Origin of the sequence: Paraburkholderia sp. SIMBA_030 (assembly GCF_046535245.1) — a bacterium.
Lineage (GTDB): Bacteria > Pseudomonadota > Gammaproteobacteria > Burkholderiales > Burkholderiaceae > Paraburkholderia.
Map to the genome: position 1 here is coordinate 1 of NZ_JAWRXB010000027.1, position 17,204 is coordinate 17,204.

Below are 17,204 nucleotides of genomic sequence, written 5' to 3' on the forward strand. Positions count from 1 at the left end.
TCCCGCGCCCCGTTGTCCGAAGCGCGAAAGAGCGAGATTCTAGCGAGCCGGACGACGGCTTGCAAGCGTTATTTTGACAAGCATATTAACGGTGCTTGAAAACAGGCTTCCGCTTCTCCACGAACGCGGCCATCCCCTCTTTCTGATCCTCAGTCGCGAACAGGGAGTGGAACAGGCGGCGCTCGAAATGCACGCCTTCTGCCAGCGTTGTTTCATATGCGCGATTCACCGACTCCTTCACCATCATCACCGCAGGCAAAGGAAACTCGGCGATGGTCGCGGCCGCGGCGATTGCCTCGTCAATTAAGGACGCAGCCGGAATCATGCGCGAGACCAATCCTGCGCGCTCCGCTTCAGCCGCATCCATGAAACGGGCGGTCAGGCAGAGGTCCATTGCTTTCGCCTTCGAGACAGCTCGCGGTAGACGTTGCGTGCCGCCTGCGCCCGGCATGATGCCGAGCTTGATTTCCGGTTGGCCGAACTTTGCGGTGTCAGCGGCAAAAATGATGTCGCACATCATCGCCAGTTCGCAGCCGCCGCCAAGCGCGAAGCCGGCCACGGCGGCGATGATCGGCTTGCGGATAGAGCGCACCGTTTCCCAGTTGCGAGTGATGTAGTCGCCTTTATAGACGTCCATATAGGAATAGGTTGCCATCATGCCGATGTCGGCGCCGGCGGCAAACGCTTTCTCGCTTCCCGTCACCACGATTGCACCAATCGCGTCGTCCGCATCGAACTCACGCAGCGCAGCACCCAATTCATCCATCAGCGCATCGTTCAAAGCGTTCAACGCCTTCGGGCGATTCAGCGTAACCAAACCGACCCGTCCCCGCGTCTCAACCAGAATGTTCTCGTAAGCCATGCCGCCTCCTAGTGTGGATGGCGCGCGAAAACGCTTCGCGCGACCGTCTTAATAATGCTAACATTCACCAACCAACCGGTCGGTCAATTATTAGACAGGCTTTTCCCCAACGTACAGCCAAGCCCTCTGCCATGACACATCCGCTATTCACCAAACACGAAGACACGCTGCAAAAGGCGCTCACCGCGGTTGAAACGCGCGGCTACTGGAGCCCATTCGTCGAGACGCCCAGTCCGAAAGTGTACGGGGAAACAGCGAACGCCGACGGCGAAGCCGCGTTCAAGACACACCTGAACAAGGCCTTCGAACTTGACCAGCCGTCGACCGGCGAAACCGTCGGGGCTGAAGTCTCGCCGTTTGGGTTCCCGCTTGGTGTCCGCTATCCGAAGGCCGATCCTGACGCGCTGATCGCCGCCGCCGCTGCCGCACAGCGCGATTGGCGCGAAGCCGGTCCGCAAGCATGGATCGGCGTGTGTCTCGAGATCCTTGCTCGCGTAAATCGTGCCAGCTTCGAAATCGGCTACAGCGTAATGCACACAACCGGCCAGGCATTCATGATGGCCTTCCAGGCCGGCGGCCCGCATGCACAGGACCGCGCGCTCGAAGCCGTCGTGTATGCATGGGACCAATTGCGCCGTATCCCCGCGGACGCCCACTGGGAAAAGCCGCAGGGCAAAAATCCGCCGCTCGCGATGCACAAGCGCTATACCGTTGTGCCGCGCGGCACTGGCCTTGTGCTCGGTTGCTGCACCTTCCCGACATGGAACGGCTACCCCGGCCTGTTCGCCGATCTGGCCACCGGCAACACGGTCATCGTCAAACCGCATCCGGGGGCGATCCTGCCGCTCGCACTGACCGTGCGAATCGCGCGCGACGTGCTGCGCGAAGCCGGTTTCGATCCGAACGTCGTCACCCTGCTGGCGACCGAACCGAACGATGGCCCGCTCGTCCAGGATTTGGCCTTGCGCCCGGACATCAAGCTGATCGACTTCACTGGCAGCACGCAAAACGGCACGTGGCTCGAGCGCAATGCGCATCAGGCGCAGGTCTACACCGAAAAAGCCGGCGTCAACCAGATCGTGATCGACTCGGTCGACGACATCAAAGCCGCCGCCCGCAATATCGCGTTCTCGCTCGCCCTGTACTCGGGCCAGATGTGCACTGCTCCGCAAAACATCTATGTGCCGCGCGACGGCATCCGCACCGCTGACGGCACACTTGGTTTCGACGAAGTCGCTCAAGCCATTGCCGGCGCCGTGCAAAAACTGGTTGCCGACCCAGCCCGTGCCGTGGAACTGCTCGGCGCGATTCAGAACGACGGCGTAACCCAACGTATCGACGAAGCGGGCAAGCTCGGCCGCGTTCTCGTGGCGAGCCAGTCGCTCGAACACCCTGCTTTTGCCGGCGCACGCGTGCGCACACCACTTGTGCTCCAGCTGGATGCCGCCACGGACCACGCGCAGTTCACCAAGGAGTGGTTCGGCCCGATCTCGTTCGTCATCGCGACGGACTCGACCGCGCAGTCGCTCGATCTCGCCGGCGCGACTGCCGCCGAGCACGGCGCGCTGACGCTGTCGGTCTACAGCACGGACGAAGCTGTGCTCGACGAGGCGCATGAAGCGTCGATTCGCGGCGGCGTGGCACTGTCGATCAATTTGACGGGCGGCGTGTTCGTCAATCAATCGGCGGCCTTCTCCGACTTCCACGGCACCGGTGCGAATCCGGCAGCAAACGCCGCGCTCGCTGACGCCGCATTCGTCGCGAACCGCTTCCGCGTAGTTCAGAGCCGCGTTCATGTTGAACCGAAAGCGGCGCCGGCGGTAGCTGGCTAAACGGCGTAAGACAAAAGCACGGCTGTCGTCCTATGCCGTTTGGCCGAATAGACCGCACCGTGCACCCTAACTAACATGAGACATCGGATTGGCATTTCGCGCCGATCTGTCCCAGCAGGAATCTCACATGAACGACGCCTTCATTTGCGACGCGATTCGCACCCCTATCGGCCGTTATGGCGGCGCCCTGAAGGATATCCGCGCCGACGATCTCGGTGCGGTACCGATCAAGGCGCTGATCGAGCGCAATCCAGGGGTGGATTGGCTCGCGCTAGACGATGTGATCTATGGCTGCGCCAATCAGGCCGGTGAAGACAATCGCAACGTTGCCCGCATGTCGGCATTGCTGGCTGGTTTGCCGACCAATGCGCCCGGCGCGACCATCAACCGCCTGTGCGGCTCGGGCATGGACGCGGTCGGCACCGCGGCGCGCGCCATCAAGGCGGGCGAAGCGCGTCTGATGATCGCGGGCGGCGTCGACAGCATGACGCGTGCGCCGTTCGTGATGGGCAAGGCCAGTAGCGCGTTTTCGCGGCAAGCTGATATTCACGACACGACCATCGGCTGGCGCTTTATCAATCCGCTGATGAAGCGCCAATACGGCGTCGATTCGATGCCGGAGACCGCGGAAAACGTCGCCGTCGAATTCAGCATAAGCCGCGCGGATCAGGATGTCTTTGCGCTATCGAGCCAGCAAAAGGCGGCTCGCGCACAGCGCGACGGCACACTGGCTCAGGAAATCGTCGGCGTCGAAATCGCGCAGAAGAAAGGCGACCCCATGCGCGTAACGTTTGACGAACATCCGCGCGAGACTTCGCTCGACAGCCTCGGCAAGCTCAAGGGCGTGGTCCGCGCCGACGGCAGCGTGACCGCCGGCAACGCATCGGGCGTGAACGACGGCGCCTGCGCACTGTTGCTCGCGAATCGGGAGGCTGCCGAACAATACGGACTGCGGCGCCGCGCACGCGTGGTGGGCATGGCAACGGCGGGGGTCGAGCCGCGCATCATGGGCATCGGCCCGGCGCCGGCCACGCAAAAGCTGTTGAAGCAACTGGGCATGTCGCTCGACCAATTCGACGTGATCGAACTGAACGAGGCCTTCGCATCGCAAGGACTTGCAGTTCTGCGCACGCTTGGGCTGCGCGACGACGATCCACGGGTCAATCCGAATGGCGGAGCGATCGCACTCGGTCATCCGCTTGGCGCGTCGGGCGCCCGTTTGATCACCACAGCGCTGTATCAGCTGGAACGAACCGACGGTCGCTTTGCGCTTTGCACGATGTGCATCGGCGTCGGCCAAGGCATCGCATTGGTGATCGAGCGGCTCTGACATCACGTCGAGCCGCCGCGAGCACCGGTCAAAGAGACTTTGAGGAGACACCCAATGTCATATGAAGCGATCCGCGTCGACGTCGACGCCTCGAGCCATGTAGCGACCATCACGCTAAACCGCCCGGACAAGCTCAACAGCTTTACGCGCGCGATGCATCGGGAACTGAGTGCCGCGCTCGGCCAGGTCGAAGCATCCGGCGCACGTGCGCTCGTGCTCACCGGCGCGGGCCGCGGCTTCTGCGCCGGGCAGGATCTCGCGGATCTCGACTTCACGCCGGGCGCGATGACCAATCTCGGCGAGCTGATCGACGAGCATTTCAATCCGCTGATTCGTCGGCTGCAAGCGCTGCCGTTGCCGGTGATCGCAGCGGTCAACGGCACGGCTGCCGGAGCCGGCGCCAATCTCGCGCTGGCTTGCGATCTCGTGCTTGCCGCTCGCTCGGCCAGCTTCATTCAAGCGTTCGTGAAGATTGGTCTCGTGCCGGACTCGGGCGGCACCTGGTTTTTGCCACAGCGCGTAGGCATGGCACGCGCCTTGGGCCTCGCCATCACCGGCGACAAACTGAGCGCGGAGAAAGCCGAAAGCTGGGGGCTGATCTGGCAGACGGTTGACGATGCGGAGCTCGCCGCCACCGCGGCCAGGCTAGCGGCCCAACTCGCACAGCAACCCACGCGCGCCATCGCCGCGATCAAGCAGGCCATGCGTGCGGGCGCAACGCAAACCCTCGACCAGCAACTCGATCTCGAACGCGATTTGCAGCGCGAACTCGGTGCGTCGCACGATTACGCCGAAGGTGTGCAAGCGTTCGTGGAAAAGCGTGCGCCGCGCTTCGAGGGCTGCTGACATGTCTACACAACCGAACCGCCCCGCCCACATGACGCCGGACGAACTCGCCCGCGCAACCGCTGCCGCCATGTACGAAAACGACGCATGCAGCCAGGCGCTCGGACTCGAAGTGGAAGAAGTGCGCGCAGGATATGCGCGCTTGCGCATGGCCGTGCGCGACGACTTCCTCAACGGCCATCAGATCTGCCATGGTGGCCTGATTTTCACGCTCGCAGATTCCACGTTCGCCTTCGCCTGCAACACCTACAACATCAACACAGTCGCGGCCGGCTGCTCGATCGAGTTTCTGCGGCCGGTGCAAGGCGGCGACGTGCTGACGGCTGAAGCCTTCGAGCAAACGCTGAGCGGCCGCACCGGCATCTACGATATTCGCGTGACGAATCGCGCTCAGGAAACCGTGGCGATGTTTCGCGGCAAATCGGCGCAAATCAAAGGCAACCTGATTCCTATGGGTGACTGAACGGCACATTAACGGCGCATGGATAGCCAGCCCGCCGAGCAGCCCGTAGCCCGTAGCCCCGATTTTCACACCCGATCGCGCACCGCTCACCAGACTCAAGCATTGAAGCAGCAAGGAGACATTCGATGACTACCGCCCTCCCGCTCGATCCGATCGAGACAGCCAGCCGTGACGAACTTGCTGCGCTTCAGCTCGAACGGCTCAAATGGTCGCTGAACCACGCTTACGAGAATTCGCCGGTATATCGGGGCAAATTCGATGAAGCGGGCGTTCATCCGAGCGACGTGAAGACCCTCGCCGACCTGTCGCGCTTCCCCTTCACAACCAAGAAGGATCTGCGCGACAACTACCCTTTCGGCATGTTCGCAGTGCCGCAGGAACAGATATCTCGGATTCACGCATCGTCGGGAACGACGGGCAAGCCGACGGTGGTCGGTTACACCGCGCGCGATATCGACACGTGGGCGAATCTCGTGGCGCGTTCGATCCGTGCCGCCGGCGCGAAGCGTGGCGATAAGGTGCATGTGAGCTACGGCTATGGCCTGTTCACGGGTGGCCTCGGCGCGCACTACGGCGCTGAGCGCGCGGGCCTGACGGTGATCCCGTTCGGCGGCGGTCAGACCGAAAAGCAGGTGCAACTGATCCAGGATTTCCGCCCGGACATCATCATGGTGACGCCAAGCTACATGCTGTCGATCGCCGACGAACTCGAACGGCAAGGCGTCGATCCGGCCAGCTGCTCGCTGCGCATCGGCATCTTCGGCGCGGAGCCGTGGACCAACGACATGCGCCAGGCGATTGAAAAACGCATGGGCATCGACGCGGTCGATATTTATGGCTTGTCCGAAATAATTGGACCGGGCGTGGCGTCGGAGTGTGTCGAGACCAAAGACGGCCCGACCATCTGGGAAGATCATTTCTATCCCGAGATCATCGATCCCGAAACCGGCGAGGTGCTGCCGGACGGCGAACTCGGCGAACTGGTGTTTACGTCGTTGACCAAGGAAGCGCTGCCGATCGTCCGTTACCGGACGCGCGATCTGACACGCCTCTTGCCGGGCAGCGCCCGCACCATGCGCCGGATGGAAAAGATCACCGGCCGCTCGGACGACATGATGATCGTGCGCGGCGTCAACGTGTTCCCGACGCAGATTGAAGAATTGCTGCTCAAGCAGCACGCCCTCGCGCCTCACTATCAAATCGTGCTGACGAAGGAAGGTCCGCTCGATGTATTGACGCTGAACGTCGAGCCCTGCCCGGAAGCGGCGCCGGATACAGCCGCGCTGCACGCGGCAAAACAGGCGCTGACCTATGACATCAAGGCGCTGATCGGGGTCAGCGCGGTAGTCAATGTGCTGGCTGTGAACGGAATCGAGCGTTCGGTGGGCAAGGCGCGACGAGTGGTGGACAAGCGCAAGTCCGGGCCTTGAGCCGGCGGACGGCCGCCGGTGGGTGAAAGCAGAAGGCCATCGCAACTGCAACACGCCAGGGCAGAAGATCGGCCAAGGGCGGCATGCCCAGTCAGGACAATGCCGCCCGCGCGCCGCCAATCCCTCAGGAGTTCGGCAGCAACAGCCACATCCGGCCGCCCTGCTTCATCTTGCCGGCCAGATCGCCGGCATCGTCGCCGAGGCCCCAGAAGTAATCGGCGCGCACGCCGCCTTTGATCGCGGAACCCGTGTCCTGCGCAAATACGAGGCGATTCATCGGCGAGTTCGTCAATGGACGCGTGGTCTGCAAAAACACCGGCGTACCAAGAGGAATCGAAGACGGGTCGACGGCAATCGACCGTTCCGGCGTCAGTGGCACACCCAGCGCACCGATCGGACCGTCGGCGCCGCCACTCGGTACGCTCTCGCCGGACGGCATTTCGCGGAAGAACACGAAACGCGGATTCGTGTCGAGGAGCGCATCGACCCGTGCCGGATTTGCGCGCGCCCATGCCTTGATGCCCTGCATGGTCGCCTGCGCCGGCGTAAGTTCGCCGCGATCGAGCAGCCAGCGTCCGATCGACTTGTACGGCTGATTGTTCGTGCCGCCAAAGCCGAGCCGCATCACGCTGCCGTCTTCCATCACGATGCGTCCGGACCCTTGTACTTGCAGGAAGAACGCTTCGATCGGATCGTCGACCCATACCAGTTCATTACCGTTTAGCACGCCCGCGCGCTCGAGTTGCGCACGCGCCGGTAGCGGCGCGCCGGCGCGATAACCGGACGGCCAGCGATACAGCGCAGTCTGGTACACACCGTGCCGCGTGCGCGAACCGCGCAGCAACGGCTCGTAGTAACCGGTGACGAGGCCGTCGAGCGTGCCGTCGTTATTGGCTAGCTGGAAAGGCGTGAAATAGGCCTCGAAAAATGCACGCGCGCCGGTAACGTCGAGGTCGTCGATCTGCGCGGCCGCCGCACATGCGCGCGCCCAGTTCGGTTGTCGTGCCAGCCTCAGACAGTTTTGCCGCAACGCGGCCGTTGCGCCGATCAGCGAGTCGTCCTGCCAGCCCGGCACTTGCTGCCATGCTACTGCTGTGAGCCGCGCCGGGGCAATCTGTCCAGGTATGATCGCGGTGCCCGTGGGCGGCGAAACCGAAGGCCGGACTGCACCGCTGCCACCGCAGGAAGCCAGCATGACAGCAACCGAAAGCGCCCCGAGCCATGCCCCGGCCGTGCGGACAAAACGCATACAATGTTCGTTCTTGATGGAAACCGCCATGTCTGATCTGTTCGACGAATACCCGATGCTCATCTTCGCGCTGGAATCGCTCCTCGCGCTCTTCCTGCTCGTCTTTATCGTTGTGTGGACATCGTCCGGCAAGAAAAAAGCCGCACGCGCCAACAATAGTGAACAGCAAAAGCAGAAAAAACCGCAGTAACGCTGCACGGCAAAGCTCTTTAAAGACCGCGGGCCGCGCCCTCGGTTCAATGCAACGTACGTGGCATGCGCAGGATGAACTCGGGCACGGGCGCGTCGAAGCGTTCACCGTCCTCGGCCACGCAGAAATACTCGCCGCGCATCGTGCCAACGGGCGTGGCGATCACCGCCCAACTCGTATATTCGAACTGCTCGCCGGGTTTGAGCAGCGGCTGATGGCCGACCACGCCAAGACCTTTCACCTCTTGCACGTTCTTGTCGCTATCGGTGATCACCCAGTGGCGCGCAATCAGTTGCGCCGGCACCTGGCCGCTGTTACGGATAGTCAGCGTGTATGCAAACGCATACTGGCGGCGCTCCGGGTCCGACTCTTCGAGCAGATACTGCACCTGCGCCGAGACGCTGAATTCGTACTGACTCATCCTGATTCCGGTTTGATAAAACGGGGGGCTGGAAAATCGCGGGGAGGCCCGAGCGCCAATGGTTCGCGGGTGCATTGGCGAAGCGGCGCTTATGGTTTGGCATTCTGCTTGATGCGCGGCACGCCCGCAACCGGACAAATCCCTTCGGCCAAGGGCTTTTAAGGCGTTTTGTCGCCTTCGGCACGCCATTCGAAACCCACATCGATGCACCCGCGAGCCAGTTCGCAACCGCACAAACCGGTAAAATGGCGTTTTCCCGCTTGCATCCGCCCCCCGCCATGACGCAATTCCGCATCGCTCCCAGCATCCTGTCCGCCGATTTCGCGCGCCTTGGCGAAGAAGTCCGCAACGTTGTCGCCGCCGGCGCCGACTGGATTCACTTCGACGTGATGGACAACCACTACGTGCCGAATCTGACGATCGGCCCGCTCGTCTGCGAAGCGATCCGCCCGCACGTGGACGTGCCGATCGACGTGCACTTGATGGTGCGTCCGGTCGACCGCATCGTGCCGGATTTCGCCAAGGCCGGCGCCAACCTGATCAGCTTCCATCCGGAAGGCTCGGACCATATCGACCGCACGCTGTCGCTGATTCGCGACCACGGCTGCAAGGCCGGTCTCGTGTTCAATCCGGCTACGTCGCTGAATTATCTGGATCACGTGATGGACAAGCTCGACCTGGTGCTGATCATGTCGGTGAACCCGGGCTTCGGCGGCCAATCGTTCATTCCCGAGGCGCTCAACAAGCTACGCGAGGCGCGCAAGCGGATCGACGCGTACACGGAAAAGACCGGCCGCGAGATTCATCTCGAAGTGGACGGCGGCGTGAAGATCGACAACATCGCCGAAATCGCGGCGGCTGGCGCGGACACGTTCGTGGCCGGCTCGGCGATCTTCGGCGCGCCGGATCACAAGGCCGTGATCGACAAGATGCGCAGCGCGCTCGCCAACATCCAGCACTGAGATCGAATACTGAGCATGACGACTGCGTTCCCTACCCCGACCTTCACCGGCCCGCGTCTGCAAGCCGCAATCATCGACCTCGACGGCACGATGATCGACACCGCCGACGATTTCACCGCCGGCCTGAACGGCATGCTCGCGCAACTCGATGCGACGGAGACTTCGCGCGAGGAAGTGGTCGGCTATGTCGGCAAGGGTTCGGAGCATCTGATCCGCAGCGTGCTGGCGCCGCGCTTCGAAACGGCCCACGCGCAGGACCGTTTCGACGAGGCGCTTGCGATCTATCAGGCGGAGTACGCGAAGATCAATGGCTTGCACACGCGGCTATATCCCGATGTCGAAGCCGGGCTGATCGCCATGCGCGATGCCGGCCTCAAGCTCGCCTGCGTCACCAACAAACCGCATCGTTTCGCGGTTGAATTGCTGCAGCAGTACGGGCTCAACCAGTATTTCAGTGTCGTGCTCGGCGGCGACAGCCTGCCGAAGAAGAAACCGGATCCGTTGCCGATGCTCACCGCCGCGGCACAGTTAGGTGTCGAGCCGCAAGCCACGGTAGCCATCGGCGATTCGGAAAACGACGCGCTGGCAGGCCGCGCCGCAGGCATGGCGACGCTGACGGTGCCTTACGGCTACAACCACGGCCAAGCTATACAAACAATAAAATCCGATGGTATAGTTGCCTCGCTGCTCGATGCCGCGAAGGCTATCGCAGCGCACCAATCCACGACTTGAAAAGTCCTTCATCCTCATGTTTCTGAATAAAAAACGGAGTCTGATTAGCATCGACCGGGGAGCCTGGCCCTGGCGTCGCTGGTCGCGCTAACCTCGCCTGAGGTACGCTGAAGCTCGTCTTCCGCAACCGTTTTTTACTTCGCTGCGCTCACGCGTTTTTTCCATCACCTTGTTTCGCTACATCGGTTGATTCGGCCTTCGTGTACCCGCAAAGTACCGCTTATGTGCTGAAACCCGTTGCATGCGTCGATGGGAAACTCGCGCCGGTCGGTATCATCGTGTCGAAACGTCGAACGAATGCCTGACCGGCCGCGCAACGCCCCGCTTTGTCCGACGCACGCTGCCGCCGGACGTACGAACAGGATCGGAACATGACCGAACTCGAATTCCAGTCCCTCGCCAATGAGGGTTTCAATCGCATTCCGCTGATCGCCGAAGCGCTCGCCGACCTCGAAACGCCGCTCTCGCTCTACCTGAAGCTCGCGCAAAGCGAACGCAACGGCGCCAACTCGTTCCTGCTGGAATCGGTGGTGGGCGGCGAACGCTTCGGCCGCTATTCGTTCATCGGCCTGCCGGCGCGCACGCTGCTGCGCACCCGTAACGGCGTGTCGGAAGTGGTGCGGGACGGCAAGGTCGTCGAAACGCACGAAGGCGATCCGCTCGAGTTCATCCAGCAATTCCAGAGCCGCTTCAAAGTCGCGCAACGCCCCGGCTTGCCGCGTTTCGCGGGCGGGCTGGCTGGTTACTTCGGCTATGATGCAGTGCGCTACATCGAGAAAAAGCTCGCTCACACCGCGCCGAAAGACGATCTGAACCTGCCCGACATCCAGTTGCTGCTGACCGAAGAAGTTGCGGTGATCGATAACCTCGCGGGCAAGCTTTACCTCGTGGTCTACGCCGATCCGACGCAGCCGGAAGCCTACACGCGAGCCAAACAGCGTCTGCGTGATTTGCGTCAGCGTTTGCGCGCGACCGTGCAGCCGCCGGTCACGTCGGCCAGCGTGCGCACCGAGACCTACCGCGAATTCGCGAAAGACGACTATCTGGCCGCCGTGCGCAAGGCGAAGGAATACATCGCCGCCGGCGAGTTGATGCAGGTTCAGGTCGGCCAGCGTCTGACCAAGCCGTATCGCGACAATCCGTTGTCGCTGTATCGCGCGCTGCGCTCGCTGAATCCGTCGCCGTATATGTATTACTACAACTTCGGCGACTTCCACGTGGTCGGTGCGTCGCCGGAAATCCTGGTGCGCCAGGAAAAGCGCGGCGAAGACCGCATCGTGACGATCCGCCCGCTCGCCGGCACGCGTCCGCGCGGCAATACGCCGGAACGCGATGCAGAACTCGCCACCGAACTGCTGAACGATCCGAAGGAAATCGCCGAGCACGTGATGCTGATCGACCTCGCGCGTAACGACGTCGGCCGTATTTCGCAGATCGGCTCGGTGACCGTCACCGATCAGATGGCGATCGAAAAGTACTCGCACGTGCAGCACATCGTGAGTTCGGTCGAAGGCAAGCTGAAACCCGGCACCACCAATTTCGACGTGCTGCGCGCTACCTTCCCGGCCGGCACGCTGTCCGGCGCGCCGAAGGTCCGCGCAATGGAGTTGATCGACGAACTGGAACCCGTGAAGCGCGGCTTGTACGGCGGCGCAGTCGGCTATCTGTCGTTCACGGGCGAAATGGACATGGCCATCACGATTCGCACCGGCGTGATCCATAACGGCAATCTGTATGTGCAGGCGGCAGCGGGTGTGGTCGCGGATTCGGTGCCGGAATCCGAATGGCAAGAGACCGAGAACAAGGCGCGTGCGGTATTGCGCGCCGCCGAGCAGGTGCAAGACGGCCTCGATAGCGACTTCTGACCGGAGACAGACCATGCTGCTAATGATCGACAACTACGATTCGTTCACCTACAACCTGGTGCAGTACTTCGGCGAACTTGGCGAAGACGTGCGCACCTATCGGAACGACGAAATCACGCTGGACGAAATCGCAAAACTCAACCCCGAGCGCATCTGCCTGTCGCCTGGCCCGAGCAATCCGCAACACGCCGGCATTACGCTGGACGTACTGCGCGAATTCGCCGGCAAGATGCCGATTCTCGGCGTCTGCCTCGGCCATCAGGCGATCGGTGAAGCGTTCGGCGGCCGCGTGGTGCGTGCGCAAACCATCATGCACGGCAAGGTGAGCACCATCGAAACCGACTGCAAAGGCGTATTCGCCGACCTGCCGAAGCATTTCGTCGTGACCCGCTATCACTCGCTCGCGATCGAACGCGAATCGCTGCCCGACTGCCTCGAAGTGTCCGCATGGACCGAGGACGGCGAAATCATGGGCGTGCGTCACAGGGAGCTGGCTGTAGAAGGCGTGCAATTCCATCCGGAGTCGATCCTGTCCGAACACGGCCACGCGCTGCTCGAGAATTTCGTAAAGCAGTCGAAGACCGCCGCGACACCACGCAACGCTTGATGAAGAGAGACGACATCATGACGATTACGCCCCAGGAAGCGTTGCAGCGCACGATCGAGCACCGCGAAATTTTCCACGACGAAATGCTGCACCTGATGCGCCTCATCATGCGCGGCGAACTGTCGCCCGTGATGGCGGCGGCGATCATCACCGGCTTGCGCGTCAAAAAAGAGACCATCGGCGAAATCACCGCTGCCGCCACGGTGATGCGTGAATTTGCCCGGCACGTCGAGGTGCAGGACAACTCGAACTTCGTCGATATCGTCGGCACCGGCGGCGACGGTTCGCACACCTTCAACATTTCCACGGCAACGATGTTCGTCTCCGCCGCGGCCGGCGCAAAGGTCGCGAAGCACGGCAATCGCGGCGTGTCGAGCAAGTCGGGCAGCGCGGACGTGCTCGAAGCGCTCGGCGTCAATATCGATCTGCAGCCGGAACAGGTGGCGGCATCGATTGCCGAAACCGGCATGGGCTTCATGTTCGCGCCGAACCATCATCCGGCCATGAAGAATATCGCGCCAGTGCGCCGCGAGCTCGGCGTGCGGACCATCTTCAACATTCTCGGACCGCTGACCAATCCGGCCGGCGCGCCGAATCAGCTGATGGGCGTATTCCACGCCGACCTCGTCGGCATTCAGGTGCGCGTGATGCAGCGCCTCGGCGCGAAACACGTGCTGGTGGTGTACGGTATGGACGGCATGGACGAAGTCTCGCTCGGCGCGGCCACGCAAGTCGGCGAACTGCGCGACGGCGAGGTGCACGAGTACGAGATTCATCCGGAAGACTTCGGCATGCAGATGGTGTCGAACCGCACACTGAAAGTGGCCGACGCCGCCGAATCCAAAGTGATGCTGCTCGAAGCGCTCGACAACAAGCCTGGCGTCGCGCGCGAAATCGTCACGCTGAACGCCGGCACGGCGCTGTATTCGGCGAACGTGGCGGCATCGATTGCGGACGGCATCCAGTTGGCGCGGGAAGCGATCGCGAGCGGCAAAGCACGCGCGAAGGTCGACGAACTGATCCGATTCACCCAGCAATTCAAGCAGTAACCACGTAGCGAGACACTCATGAGCGACATCCTCGACCGCATCATCGCGGTCAAACGCGAAGAAGTCCGCGCGGCCGAACAGAGCGCGCCGCTTGAAGAACTGCGCCTCGAAGCGTCGACACGCGATATTCGCGATTTCGTCGGCGCACTGCGCGCGAAACACGCAGCAGGTCTTGCCGCCGTGATCGCCGAGGTGAAAAAAGCGAGCCCATCCAAGGGCGTGCTACGCGAGCATTTCGTGCCGGCGGATATCGCCCGCTCGTACGAAAAACACGGCGCAGCCTGTCTCTCCGTTCTCACCGACGTGCAGTTCTTCCAGGGCAGCATTGCGTATCTCGAACAGGCGCGCGCCGCCTGCAGCCTGCCGGTGCTGCGCAAAGACTTCATCGTCGATCCGTATCAGATCGTCGAGGCCCGCGCGATGGGCGCCGACGCGATCCTGCTGATCGCTGCCGCGCTCGAAACGTCGCAGATGCAGGATCTCGAAGCGCTCGCGCATTCGCTGGGTCTGGCGGTACTGGTCGAAGTGCATGACCGCAACGAATTGACGGAAGCGCTCACGCTGAAGACGCCGCTAATCGGCATCAACAACCGCAATCTGCGCACGTTCGAAACGTCGATCGACACGACCATCGGCATGCTCGAATCGATTCCGGACGACCGTATCGTCGTCACCGAGTCGGGTCTCCTGTCGCGCGTCGATGTCGAACGGTTGCGGGCGATGGACGTGCATACATTCCTCGTCGGCGAGGCGTTCATGCGCGCAGAAGAGCCGGGCGTGGAACTTGCGCGGATGTTTTTCTGAACGCGGCTTCAGCACGCAGCATGTAGCGGAACCAATCATGAGCATGGAACGGGAAATCAAGCTGGCGCTGCCGGTGAGCCAGGTGAACGCGGCGACGCGGTGGTTCGTCGCGCGCACCGGCGACGAGGGCCGCCCGGTCAAGCTGGCGAATATTTACTTCGATACGCCCAAACTGGCTTTAGCGAGTGCGAAGAGCGCGCTGCGCCTGCGGCACACGCCGGACGGCTGGCTGCAAACCTACAAGACGGTGGGCAATGCGAAGCATGGTTTGCACAGCCGGCACGAATGGGAAATGCCGGTGGCCGGTGAAAAACTCGAGATCGACGCTTTGCTGCACGCGTGCGACGAACCCGCTGCCGCAGAGGCCTTGCGCCAGGCAGCGCCGGCGTTGATCGAACTGTTCCGCACGAACTTCACGCGCACGCTCTGGCATATCGAGCTGGACGGCTCAGAAGTCGAAGCCGCGATCGACCAAGGCGACGTGCTCGCGGAGGTAAACGGCGAAACCCGCCGCGCGCCGATCTCAGAAGTCGAACTCGAACTGAAATCCGGCGATGAAGCCGCGCTGAACACGCTCGCGAGCGAGCTCGGCAAACAGGTCGCCGGCCTTGCGCCGGACAACATCAGCAAAGCGCAACGCGGGTATCAGTTGCGGGCAGCCTGAGCGGTGGTGGCAAGCGCGACGACGCATCGCGCTGGTCGGGCCGGTTGCAGTTCGGGTCGCTGCTCGCCTTACAGGCCAACCATAAAACCAATCACGCGCGGCCGCATGACACCCGCTCCGCCCGCTTCCCGTCAGACTGTGCCTTGCGCCAACGCCGCGCAGCGAACGCATCTTGAGCAACAGCGCGTTTGCTGCGACACTTCTCCGCCATGACCTCAGCTTCCCGCAACCGCACCAATCCGTCGCAGGCCTCGTTGTTCGGCGACGCCACCACCACGCCCGCCAACGCAGCGGCCATGCAGATGCAATCAGCCAGCACCGATGCCCCGCCAACGCTAGAAGCCCAATTCGCCGCCCTGCCACCCGCCTGGCGCGAGCATCTCCGTCCGTTCACCGAAAGCGACGCCTACGCGCCGCTGTGCCGGTTCATCGACGGTGAGCGCGCGGCCGGCAAAACCGTCTACCCCGCCGACGTCTTTCGCGCGCTGCGCCTAACCAGTCCCGACGAAGTAAAAGTCGTGATCCTCGGCCAGGATCCGTACCACGGCGAAGACCGCGGCACGCCGCAAGCCCACGGACTCGCGTTTTCCGTGCCGCCGGCCGTGCGTCCGCCGCCGTCGCTGCGCAACATCTTCAAGGAAATCGCCGCGAGCCTGGGCTACGAGCCGCCGCGTCACGGCTGCCTCGACGCTTGGGCCAGACAAGGCGTGCTGCTGCTGAACACGGTGCTGACCGTCGAGCGCAATTCGGCTGCGAGCCACGCGAAACGCGGCTGGGAGAAATGCACGGACACCTTGATTCACGAACTGGCGATGCGCCACGACGGCCTGGTCTTCATGCTGTGGGGCGCGCATGCGCAAGCGAAACGCGCGCTGCTCGGCGGCAAGTCGCATTACGTGCTGGAAGCGCCGCATCCGTCGCCGCTGTCGGCGCACCGCGGCTTTCTCGGCTGCGGGCATTTTGCGTCGGCCAACGCGTATCTCGCCAAGCACGGCCGCCAACCGATCGATTGGCGCTTGCCCGACGAAGCGCAAATGCTCGCGTAAAGCCGCGTTTTCGTCAGCGCTGAAGCACAAACAAAAACGCCACGGAACTTACATTCCGTGGCGTTTTTTTCATTCGCCGCGATAAAACTGGCGCGGCGGAGCACACCTTACGCAGCAGCGATCGCTTCGCGCGCGCTCGCCAGCGCCGCACCTGCTGCGTCCGGGCCCATGTTCAGGCCTTCGGCGTAGATGAAGTTCACATCGGTCATGCCGAGGAAGCCGAGGAAGCTCTTCAGATACGGGGTTTGGCTGTCGTTCGGGGTGCCCAGATACTTGCCGCCGCGTGCCGACACCACGTAAACCTTCTTGCCCTTCACGAGACCTTCCGGACCGTTCGCCGTGTACTGGAAGGTGATGCCAGCGCGTGCGATGAAGTCGAAGTACGTCTTCAGTTGCGACGAAATACCGAAGTTGTACATCGGCGCACCGATCACGACGATGTCGGCGGCTTGCAGTTCGGCGATCAGCGCTTCGCTGCGTGCAGAAATCGCGGCTTGTTCCGGCGTGCGCTGGTCGGCCGGCGTGAAGAACGCGCCGAGGACGGCGTCGTCCAGGTGCGGCAGCGGTTCAGCTTGCAGGTCACGGACGACGACTTGCGCGCCCGGATTCGATTGTTGCAGCTTGGCGGTCAGTTCGTTGACGAGCAACGTCGAGTTTGCGCCTTGCGAGCGGGCTGCCGAGTTGATTTGCAGGATCGTGGTCATGGTTGACTCCAGTAGGGGCGCGCAGTGTTGCGCGAGTGGAGCCATTGTGTTTTTTTACCAGCCCGGGAAAAAGCCATCCGGCAGCGACGGATTGTTGCATGGATAGAACAATCCGCCGCCCTGCGCCGTCGATTTACGACGGCCATGA

The 17,204-nt window shown here is 62.5% G+C and carries 18 protein-coding genes; 14 read left to right on the forward strand and 4 right to left on the reverse strand.

From position 1 onward, the window contains the following. Nucleotides 1-85: 85 nt before the first annotated feature. Nucleotides 86-862 (reverse strand): enoyl-CoA hydratase, encoded by a 777-nt coding sequence (locus SB772_RS34275; protein ID WP_410837566.1) that lies wholly within the window; start codon nt 860-862, stop codon nt 86-88. Between the two features lie 131 nt (nt 863-993). On the opposite strand from SB772_RS34275, the gene paaN reads away from it, so the two are divergent. The 5 genes from paaN (at nt 994) to paaK (ending at nt 6,763) form a co-directional block, all read left to right on the forward strand. Beyond that, the gene (gene paaN, locus SB772_RS34280; protein WP_410837567.1) at nt 994-2,694 is read left to right on the forward strand and encodes a phenylacetic acid degradation protein PaaN; all 1,701 of its coding nucleotides are present in this window, start codon (nt 994-996) and stop codon (nt 2,692-2,694) included. A gap of 127 nt (nt 2,695-2,821) precedes the next feature. Next, the gene (pcaF, locus tag SB772_RS34285; protein WP_410837568.1) at nt 2,822-4,024 is read left to right on the forward strand and encodes a 3-oxoadipyl-CoA thiolase; all 1,203 of its coding nucleotides are present in this window, start codon (nt 2,822-2,824) and stop codon (nt 4,022-4,024) included. 54 nt (nt 4,025-4,078) lie between these two features. Then, the gene (gene paaG, locus SB772_RS34290) at nt 4,079-4,870 is read left to right on the forward strand and encodes a 2-(1,2-epoxy-1,2-dihydrophenyl)acetyl-CoA isomerase PaaG (RefSeq protein WP_410837569.1); all 792 of its coding nucleotides are present in this window, start codon (nt 4,079-4,081) and stop codon (nt 4,868-4,870) included. Nucleotide 4,871: 1 nt separating this feature from the next. Further along, the gene (paaI, locus tag SB772_RS34295; RefSeq protein WP_410837570.1) at nt 4,872-5,333 is read left to right on the forward strand and encodes a hydroxyphenylacetyl-CoA thioesterase PaaI; all 462 of its coding nucleotides are present in this window, start codon (nt 4,872-4,874) and stop codon (nt 5,331-5,333) included. 125 nt (nt 5,334-5,458) lie between these two features. Next, nucleotides 5,459-6,763 carry a phenylacetate--CoA ligase PaaK gene (gene paaK / locus SB772_RS34300; protein ID WP_410837571.1) on the forward strand — a complete coding sequence of 435 codons (1,305 nt, stop codon included), beginning with the start codon at nt 5,459-5,461 and terminating at the stop codon, nt 6,761-6,763. A 124-nt stretch (nt 6,764-6,887) separates the two neighbouring features. Here the strand turns inward: paaK and SB772_RS34305 are convergent, their stop codons facing one another. After that, the gene (locus tag SB772_RS34305; protein WP_410837572.1) at nt 6,888-8,012 is read right to left on the reverse strand and encodes a murein transglycosylase A; all 1,125 of its coding nucleotides are present in this window, start codon (nt 8,010-8,012) and stop codon (nt 6,888-6,890) included. On the opposite strand from SB772_RS34305, the gene SB772_RS34310 reads away from it, so the two are divergent. Continuing rightward, nucleotides 7,903-8,202 carry a hypothetical protein gene (locus tag SB772_RS34310; protein WP_410837676.1) on the forward strand — a complete coding sequence of 100 codons (300 nt, stop codon included), beginning with the start codon at nt 7,903-7,905 and terminating at the stop codon, nt 8,200-8,202. The two genes, SB772_RS34305 and SB772_RS34310, sit on opposite strands and share 110 nt — an antisense overlap. A 46-nt stretch (nt 8,203-8,248) precedes the next feature. On the opposite strand, the gene apaG is transcribed toward SB772_RS34310, so the two are convergent. Further along, complete coding sequence (apaG, locus tag SB772_RS34315; RefSeq protein ID WP_410837573.1) at nt 8,249-8,623, reverse strand: Co2+/Mg2+ efflux protein ApaG; 375 nt, start codon at nt 8,621-8,623, stop codon at nt 8,249-8,251. Between the two features lie 278 nt (nt 8,624-8,901). Between apaG and rpe the strand changes: the two genes are divergently transcribed. The 8 genes from rpe (at nt 8,902) to SB772_RS34355 (ending at nt 16,352) form a co-directional block, all read left to right on the forward strand. Next, nucleotides 8,902-9,585, forward strand: coding sequence for a ribulose-phosphate 3-epimerase (gene rpe, locus SB772_RS34320; RefSeq protein ID WP_410837667.1), 684 nt, complete (start codon nt 8,902-8,904; stop codon nt 9,583-9,585). Between the two features lie 15 nt (nt 9,586-9,600). After that, nucleotides 9,601-10,317, forward strand: a complete 717-nt coding sequence (locus SB772_RS34325; protein WP_410837574.1) for a phosphoglycolate phosphatase — start codon at nt 9,601-9,603, stop codon at nt 10,315-10,317. A gap of 371 nt (nt 10,318-10,688) precedes the next feature. Continuing rightward, nucleotides 10,689-12,182 (forward strand): anthranilate synthase component I, encoded by a 1,494-nt coding sequence (trpE, locus tag SB772_RS34330; protein ID WP_410837575.1) that lies wholly within the window; start codon nt 10,689-10,691, stop codon nt 12,180-12,182. 13 nt (nt 12,183-12,195) lie between these two features. Continuing rightward, on the forward strand, nt 12,196-12,789 hold the full coding sequence (locus SB772_RS34335; protein ID WP_410837576.1) for an aminodeoxychorismate/anthranilate synthase component II: 594 nt from the start codon (nt 12,196-12,198) through the stop codon (nt 12,787-12,789). Between the two features lie 17 nt (nt 12,790-12,806). Further along, nucleotides 12,807-13,838 (forward strand): anthranilate phosphoribosyltransferase, encoded by a 1,032-nt coding sequence (gene trpD, locus SB772_RS34340; protein ID WP_341315698.1) that lies wholly within the window; start codon nt 12,807-12,809, stop codon nt 13,836-13,838. Between the two features lie 18 nt (nt 13,839-13,856). Then, nucleotides 13,857-14,642, forward strand: coding sequence for an indole-3-glycerol phosphate synthase TrpC (gene trpC, locus SB772_RS34345; protein ID WP_410837577.1), 786 nt, complete (start codon nt 13,857-13,859; stop codon nt 14,640-14,642). A gap of 37 nt (nt 14,643-14,679) precedes the next feature. Then, nucleotides 14,680-15,306 (forward strand): CYTH domain-containing protein, encoded by a 627-nt coding sequence (locus SB772_RS34350; protein WP_410837578.1) that lies wholly within the window; start codon nt 14,680-14,682, stop codon nt 15,304-15,306. A 209-nt stretch (nt 15,307-15,515) separates the two neighbouring features. Continuing rightward, the gene (locus SB772_RS34355; protein WP_410837579.1) at nt 15,516-16,352 is read left to right on the forward strand and encodes a uracil-DNA glycosylase; all 837 of its coding nucleotides are present in this window, start codon (nt 15,516-15,518) and stop codon (nt 16,350-16,352) included. 107 nt (nt 16,353-16,459) lie between these two features. On the opposite strand, the gene SB772_RS34360 is transcribed toward SB772_RS34355, so the two are convergent. Continuing rightward, nucleotides 16,460-17,056 carry an FMN-dependent NADH-azoreductase gene (locus tag SB772_RS34360; RefSeq protein WP_410837580.1) on the reverse strand — a complete coding sequence of 199 codons (597 nt, stop codon included), beginning with the start codon at nt 17,054-17,056 and terminating at the stop codon, nt 16,460-16,462. Nucleotides 17,057-17,204 lie beyond the last annotated feature (148 nt).